Origin of the sequence: Tessaracoccus sp. O5.2 (assembly GCF_964266725.1) — a bacterium.
Classification (GTDB): domain Bacteria; phylum Actinomycetota; class Actinomycetes; order Propionibacteriales; family Propionibacteriaceae; genus Arachnia; species Arachnia lapidicapta.
This window is the reverse complement of the sequence record NZ_CAXWGV010000007.1, coordinates 81,455-87,454: the sequence shown is the minus strand read 5'-3', so window position 1 is coordinate 87,454 and position 6,000 is coordinate 81,455. Positions and strand designations below refer to the sequence as shown.

Genomic DNA, 6,000 nt, shown 5'->3' with positions numbered 1-6,000 from the left:
CGGGAACCGGTGGGTGGGCATCCTCCACGGCTGCCTCAAAACCGGCCAGCTCTACGACGAAAACAAGGCCTGGAGCCACCAATCCAGCGCTGCCGCTTGACAAAACAAAACCTGGGATGTCTGCCGCGGTGCGCGAGGGCAGCCTTCGGCTTCGGTTCCCCGAGCGGTGACTCAGAGCCACTGCTGGTAGAGGCCAGCACGTCGTGTGGACCTCGGGGGTACCCGGCACGCCTGGATTCAGTAGGACCCGTTCGTCTCTCATCTCGTGTGCTTCTGATCCGACCTGACCGATGGATAGGGTGTCCAAGTGGCGTTGATCTCTCCAGACGAATGGCTGCATGAGGTATCCACGGCGCGACGCGCTGTCAAGGCACCGTGGCGTGGCGTGACGCAACCCGGTGTCGTGCTGGGCTGGGGGTCTGCCGTCTTTGTGGGCTGGCTGGCGGTTGCCTGCATGGTGGGCCTCCTTCTCGTCGAAGGCCTCGATTGGGTGACTGTGGCCCTCAGCGTGGCCGCGGGTGTCTTCGCTTGGCTTTCCGGGTGGCCCTTCGCGGTCGTGGTCACGTCCCGGGGCGTCCTCACACGACGAGGCTTCGTTCGTTTCGATCGAATTGTGGCGGCTGGCTGGGCGTCGTCGGGAGAGCGCATGATTCCGCTGGCAGAGGGTTACGTGCCTGTCCTCGTTGTTGAGGGCGATTCCGGTGCGTTGAAATGGTGGCCCCTGGCCGAGGTTCGCAAGGGCGCAGTGTCGTCAACTGAAAAGAGCCGAATGCGCTTGCTCAAGCGCCTCGTCGGGGCAAGGGATGTGGATCATATTCCCATCCCGTCCGAAGTTGCCCCCTCGCTGAACTGGCCTTGGGGCGCGTGAAACGAGCAGTGGCAAGAGCGCCGGTTGCCCGGAGCAAGTGCGCTCCCACGCTGACGGCGCATCAGCCTTTGGCAGAGGCTGACGCAGTGACACTCTTGCGGCTCCGCGCAGGCCGGCCGAGGGGGATGCCGAACATCCGGACATGCCGCGGTGTGCGAGGGTAGCGTTCGGCTTCGGTTGCCCCGAGCACGACCGCACTCAATTGCCGCTCCTCGGGCGCCCGGACGCTCGACGGCGTCGAAGCATCAGTCGTCGTTCAGCGTTTGGTCGGACCACCTGAGCTTGTGGCGTGTGACACGAGCGTCGGCCTCCAGCCAGCATCAAGCAGGCACCGTCGCGGTCCCCGTTCGGCCACCGCAGGTCGAAGTCCATGGCCGAGGACGGTCCCTGCCTGATCGCCTCGGCCCCGACGCTCTCCGCAACCAAGAAGCCTGCGATCTGCTCCGCTCGACCCGCGACGTACCCCATACCGGAAGCCTGCCAGCTACCCCTGACTGGGAAGTCGCACACACCCACTGCACCATCGGAGGTCGGTGCGCGTTAGGCGGCCGAGTCCGGGGTTCTAGTGGGCATGGTGGTGTCGTTGCACAAGCTCACCGCCGGGTCGGGGTACGACTACCTGACCCGGCAGGTTGCTGCGCACGACACGACGGAGAAGGGCCACGCGACGCTGGCCTCCTACTACTCGGAACGCGGCGAGGCACCTGGGTCGTGGCGGGGCCGTGGGCTCGCGGGTCTCGGCGACCTTCCCGTCGGTGACGTCGTCACAGCGGAGCAGATGAGTGCCCTGTTCGGCGCCGGCTTCCACCCGAACATGCAGGCCCGCCTGTCCGCATTGCCGAGCGACGCGACGAGGGCGATGGTCACCGAGGCTGCCCGCCTCGGCCAGCCCTTTACTGTGCACGGGGCGGTCAACGAGTTCCGTCTGGAGGTGGAGAAGCGCACCGCAGCATGGCGCGTCTCGAAGGGGGTGCCGACAACGGCGACGGTGCCCACCGACGTCCGAGCCGACATCGTGAACCAGGTCGCGAGGGAGACATTCGAGGCGCGCATCGGCCGCCTGCCAACGGCCCCAGAACTGGCCGCGGAGGTTTCCCGGTTGAGCCGGCAACCGTCGACTGCGTGCGCCGGATTCGACATGACGTTCACTCCGGTGAAGTCGGTCTCGGCACTCTGGGCGATCGCCCCGCGTGACGTTGCCGAGGCGATCGAACGGGCCCACGACGCAGCGGTCGACGACGCGCTGCGCTTCCTGGAGGACGAGGCGTTGTACTCGCGCGCCGGCCACGCGGGTGTGCGGCAGATCGATGTCCGCGGCCTCATCGCAGCCTCATTCACACATCGCGATTCCCGCGCCGGCGATCCGAACCTTCACACCCACGTCGCGATTGCGAACAAGGTGCAGGGCTTGGACGGGAAATGGCGCTCCATCGACGGCCGCCTCATCTACCAGGCTCGGGTGGCAGTGAGCGAGGCCTACAACACGCAGCTGGAGGCACACCTGCGTGAGGCGCTCGGGCTGGAGTTCGTCGAGCGCGAGCCCGGAACGTTGGAGCGACGAGCGGTCCGGGAGGTTGTTGGGATTCCCTCCGAGCTGGTGGAACTGTGGTCCTCACGCAGAGCGCTGATCGAGTCTCGTCAGGCGGAGCTTGCGGCTGAGTTTCAGACGCGCCATGATCGTCCTCCCACGCCGGCGGAAGCGATCCGGCTGGCCCAGCAGGCCACCCTCGAAACCAGGGAAGCGAAGCACCCACCCCGCTCGCATGTGGAGCAACGCAGAACCTGGCGGGCACAGGCAGAAGCAGCGATCGGCGTGGAAGGGATCGGACGCACCCTCACCCACTCGCTTGGTCGCGCCACTACGTCGCGCGTCGACATCACGGAGGTCCTGTTGGACCGCGTGGCGGGTGAAGTGGTGGACCGGGTCGCCCGGTCGCGGGCTTCGTGGCAGGTCTGGCACCTGCGCGGTGAGGCGTCCCGGCGGTCCCGCGAACTCGCCACCACCTCGGCTCAGGCTGAACTCCTCACCACGGAACTCCTCGACCGAGCACTCGCCATCTCGGTTCCCTTGACCGTCGTCGGGGACGGGATCGAAGAGCCCCCAGACCTGCGCCGAGTCGACGGCTCCTCAATGTTCGAGGTCGCCGGATCTCGCCTCTACACCTCGCAGGCCGTGCTCGACGCGGAGCGGCGAATCGTGGCAGCGGGCTCGCTCGCCGCTGGCCGCCGGGCTCCCGATTTCGCGGTGGAGATCGCCTTGCTGGAGTCGACCGCCAACGGCGTCTCGCTGAACGACGGACAGGCACGCTTGGTGCGGGCCATGGCCACCAGCGGGGCCCAACTGCAGCTCGGATTGGCCGCCGCGGGCACGGGGAAGACGACCGCGATGCGTGTCCTCACCCGGGCCTGGGAGGAGTCCGGCGGCAGAGTCCTGGGCCTGGCGCCGTCGGCTGCCGCGGCCGCGGTCCTCGCAGAGGCGACGGGTGACGCCACCACCATCGCCAAACTGCTCTGGGACCTCCACCACGGCGATACCGACGAGGTGGATGCGGCGACACTGATCATCGTGGACGAGGCAGGAATGGCCGACACTCTCTCCCTCGCCGAGCTCCTCGACTTCGCCCTCCCCCGAGGCGCCTCCGTCCGCCTGATCGGCGACGACCGGCAGCTGTCCGCCATCGGCGCCGGCGGCGTGCTGCGCGACCTGCGCCGCGTGCACGGCGCCGTCGAGCTCGACGAGGTGCTGCGCTTCGTCAACGATGGGGAGAAGGCCGCCTCCCTCGCCCTCCGGCAGGGGGACCCCACCGCGCTGGGCTGGTACCTCGACCATGGCCGTATCCATGCGGGCAGCTCCGACACGGCGCTGGACGGCGCGCTTCAAGCGTGGAAGGCCGACACCGACCGTGGCCTCGATTCGCTGATGCTGGCCAGCACCCGGCAGGACGTCGCGGAACTCAACCGCCGTGCCCGCCAGGTGCTCGCGGGCGAGGATGCCGGCGGCGTGCCGTTGTCCGACGGAAACTTGGCAGGCGTCGGCGATGTGATCCTCACCAGGCGCAACGATCGACGCCTCCGGACCTCCACCACTGGCTTCGTCATGAACGGCGACCGCTGGATCGTCCAGACCGTCAACCGCGACGGTGGGCTCCTGGTTCGGCACCGCACCACCGGGCACCGCGCGTGGCTACCGGCTGCCTACGTCGCCGACCACACGGAACTCGGCTACGCCACCACCATCCATACCGCCCAGGGCTCGACGGTCGACACCGCCCACACCGTCCTCAGCGGCACGGAGACCCGCCAACTTCTCTACGTCGCCATGACCCGAGGGCGGCAGGCGAACCACAGCTACGTCACCACCGTCGGGCACGGTGACCCACACTCCGCCTTCGTGCCGGAGACGCTGCGGCCGCCCACCGCCGTCGAGATCCTCGAATCCGTACTCGCCCGGGACGGCGCCGCCCGCTCCGTCACCAGCGAAATTGCGCACGCCCACGACGCGGCCGTGCGGCTCGCGGACGCAGTCAACCGGTACCGCGACGCGCTGACCGTCGCCCTCGAGCATCGCCACGCCCCCGAGCTGGAGATCCTCGAGCATGGAGCCGACGATGTCGTACCAGGGCTCACCGACGCCAACGCCTGGCCAACTCTGCGGCACCGGCTCCTCGCGGCCACCGACGGTAAAGCGCCGCTCGATGAGCTGCGCCGGATCGCAGCCGGCCACCGCTTCGAGGACATTGCAGACCCTGCAGCTTTCCTGGCCACGCTCATCCCCGAACGCACGGGAGGGCCCCTCCCCTGGCTCCCCCGCATCCCTGCCTCCGTTGCCGACGACGAACGCTGGGGTCCCTACCTCACCGCACGCGCCCAGCACGTGACCACCATCGCCGCACAGGTCCGCCTCGACGCGCTGCAGGCCCCGACCCCGAGCTGGGCACCCAGCGACACGGAACTCCCAGAGCACCTGCTCGGCGATGTGGCCGTGTGGCGAGCCGCCGCGGACGTCGACCCGGAGGACCGCCACCCCACCGGAGGACGCGCGCGGGCCGGAGCCGCGCGGCACTACCAGGACCGCCTCGACAGGGAACTCCTGACCGCGATGCCGAGCCTGGGCGTGGCGCAACTGCGCGCCCTGGGTCAGGGCCTGAACCACGACCCCGGCGTCATCGGGCTGGCCAGGCACCTCACCCTGCTCGGCGAACGCGGGATCCCAGCTGGGGCCCTCGTCGCCAACGCGCTGGCAGAAGGACCACTCCCCGCAGAGCGACCCGCTGCGGCCCTCTACTGGCGGATCCTGCAGCGCCAGGCGGACGCCGAGCCGTCGGTGGCCTACGCCGCCGAGCCCCACGTCAATCGGCCATCATCCCGGCCGCGGCCCGAACTCCTACGACGTCCATCACGACACTCCGCAGGTCCCCGTCGATGACGGCCCGCACCGTCAGAGCGCCCATACTTCGCCGTCGGGCACCCCTGGGACGTGGTGACACAAACCGTCCTCACATAGACTTATCGGGATACGTTTTGTTTCAGATAAGGAGGGCGCCGGGCATGGCACCACTCACACCCGCCACCGCGCGGCAGCAGGGGATGTCCCGAAGCACCCTCCACCGTGCCGCCCGCGACGGCACACTGGAACGCATCGCACGTGGAATCTACCTGCCCGCCGACGCCAACAACGCGGACTGGGAATGGATCGAAGCCGCCAGCCGGCGCCCAGAGGCCACGATCTGCCTCACCTCTGCCTTGGCCCGCCATGACCTCACAGAGGAAATCCCCGCCACGCTCAATGTGGCCATCCACCGGGAAGCACGCATCCCAGCCGGCACCTCGGCAATCACCTGGCACCGCTTCCACACGGCAACCTTCGATCTGGGTCGAGACGAGGTACCCATCCCCGGCACAGACCAGACGATCGGGCTCTACACCCCCGAGCGATCCATCGTCGACGCGTTCCGACTGAGGGGCACGATCGGCTACGAGCTCCCCCTCGAGGCCCTCAAAGAGTGGCTACGTCGCGGAGGCAAGCCCAACCGCCTCATCGCACTCGCGAGGCAACTCCCCCGCTCGCAGGGCCCCCTCATCGCGGCCTTGGAGACGCTGACATGACCACCGGCCAAGATGTGCTGCGGAAG

3 protein-coding genes are annotated in these 6,000 nt (G+C 68.5%); all 3 read left to right on the top strand.

Translation table 11 applies throughout. The annotated features are described in order from the left end of the window. Window positions 1–307: 307 nt before the first annotated feature. The 3 genes from ACFQPD_RS04700 to ACFQPD_RS04690 all read left to right on the top strand — a co-directional run bounded on the left by ACFQPD_RS04700 (window position 308) and on the right by ACFQPD_RS04690 (window position 5,974). The gene (locus ACFQPD_RS04700) at window positions 308–868 is read left to right on the top strand and encodes a hypothetical protein (RefSeq protein WP_385898938.1); all 561 of its coding nucleotides are present in this window, start codon (window positions 308–310) and stop codon (window positions 866–868) included. Window positions 869–1,451: 583 nt separating this feature from the next. Then, window positions 1,452–5,294: a MobF family relaxase gene (mobF, locus tag ACFQPD_RS04695; protein ID WP_385898935.1), complete on the top strand. Its 3,843-nt coding sequence runs from the start codon at window positions 1,452–1,454 to the stop codon at window positions 5,292–5,294. A 122-nt stretch (window positions 5,295–5,416) separates the two neighbouring features. Beyond that, window positions 5,417–5,974: a type IV toxin-antitoxin system AbiEi family antitoxin domain-containing protein gene (locus ACFQPD_RS04690; RefSeq protein ID WP_385898933.1), complete on the top strand. Its 558-nt coding sequence runs from the start codon at window positions 5,417–5,419 to the stop codon at window positions 5,972–5,974. Window positions 5,975–6,000 lie beyond the last annotated feature (26 nt).

What these genes read in the sequence shown, in the direction of transcription:
- ACFQPD_RS04690 (WP_385898933.1), top strand. Translation starts at nt 5,417, where the DNA reads ATGGCACCACTCACACCCGCCACCGCGCGGCAGCAGGGGATGTCCCGA.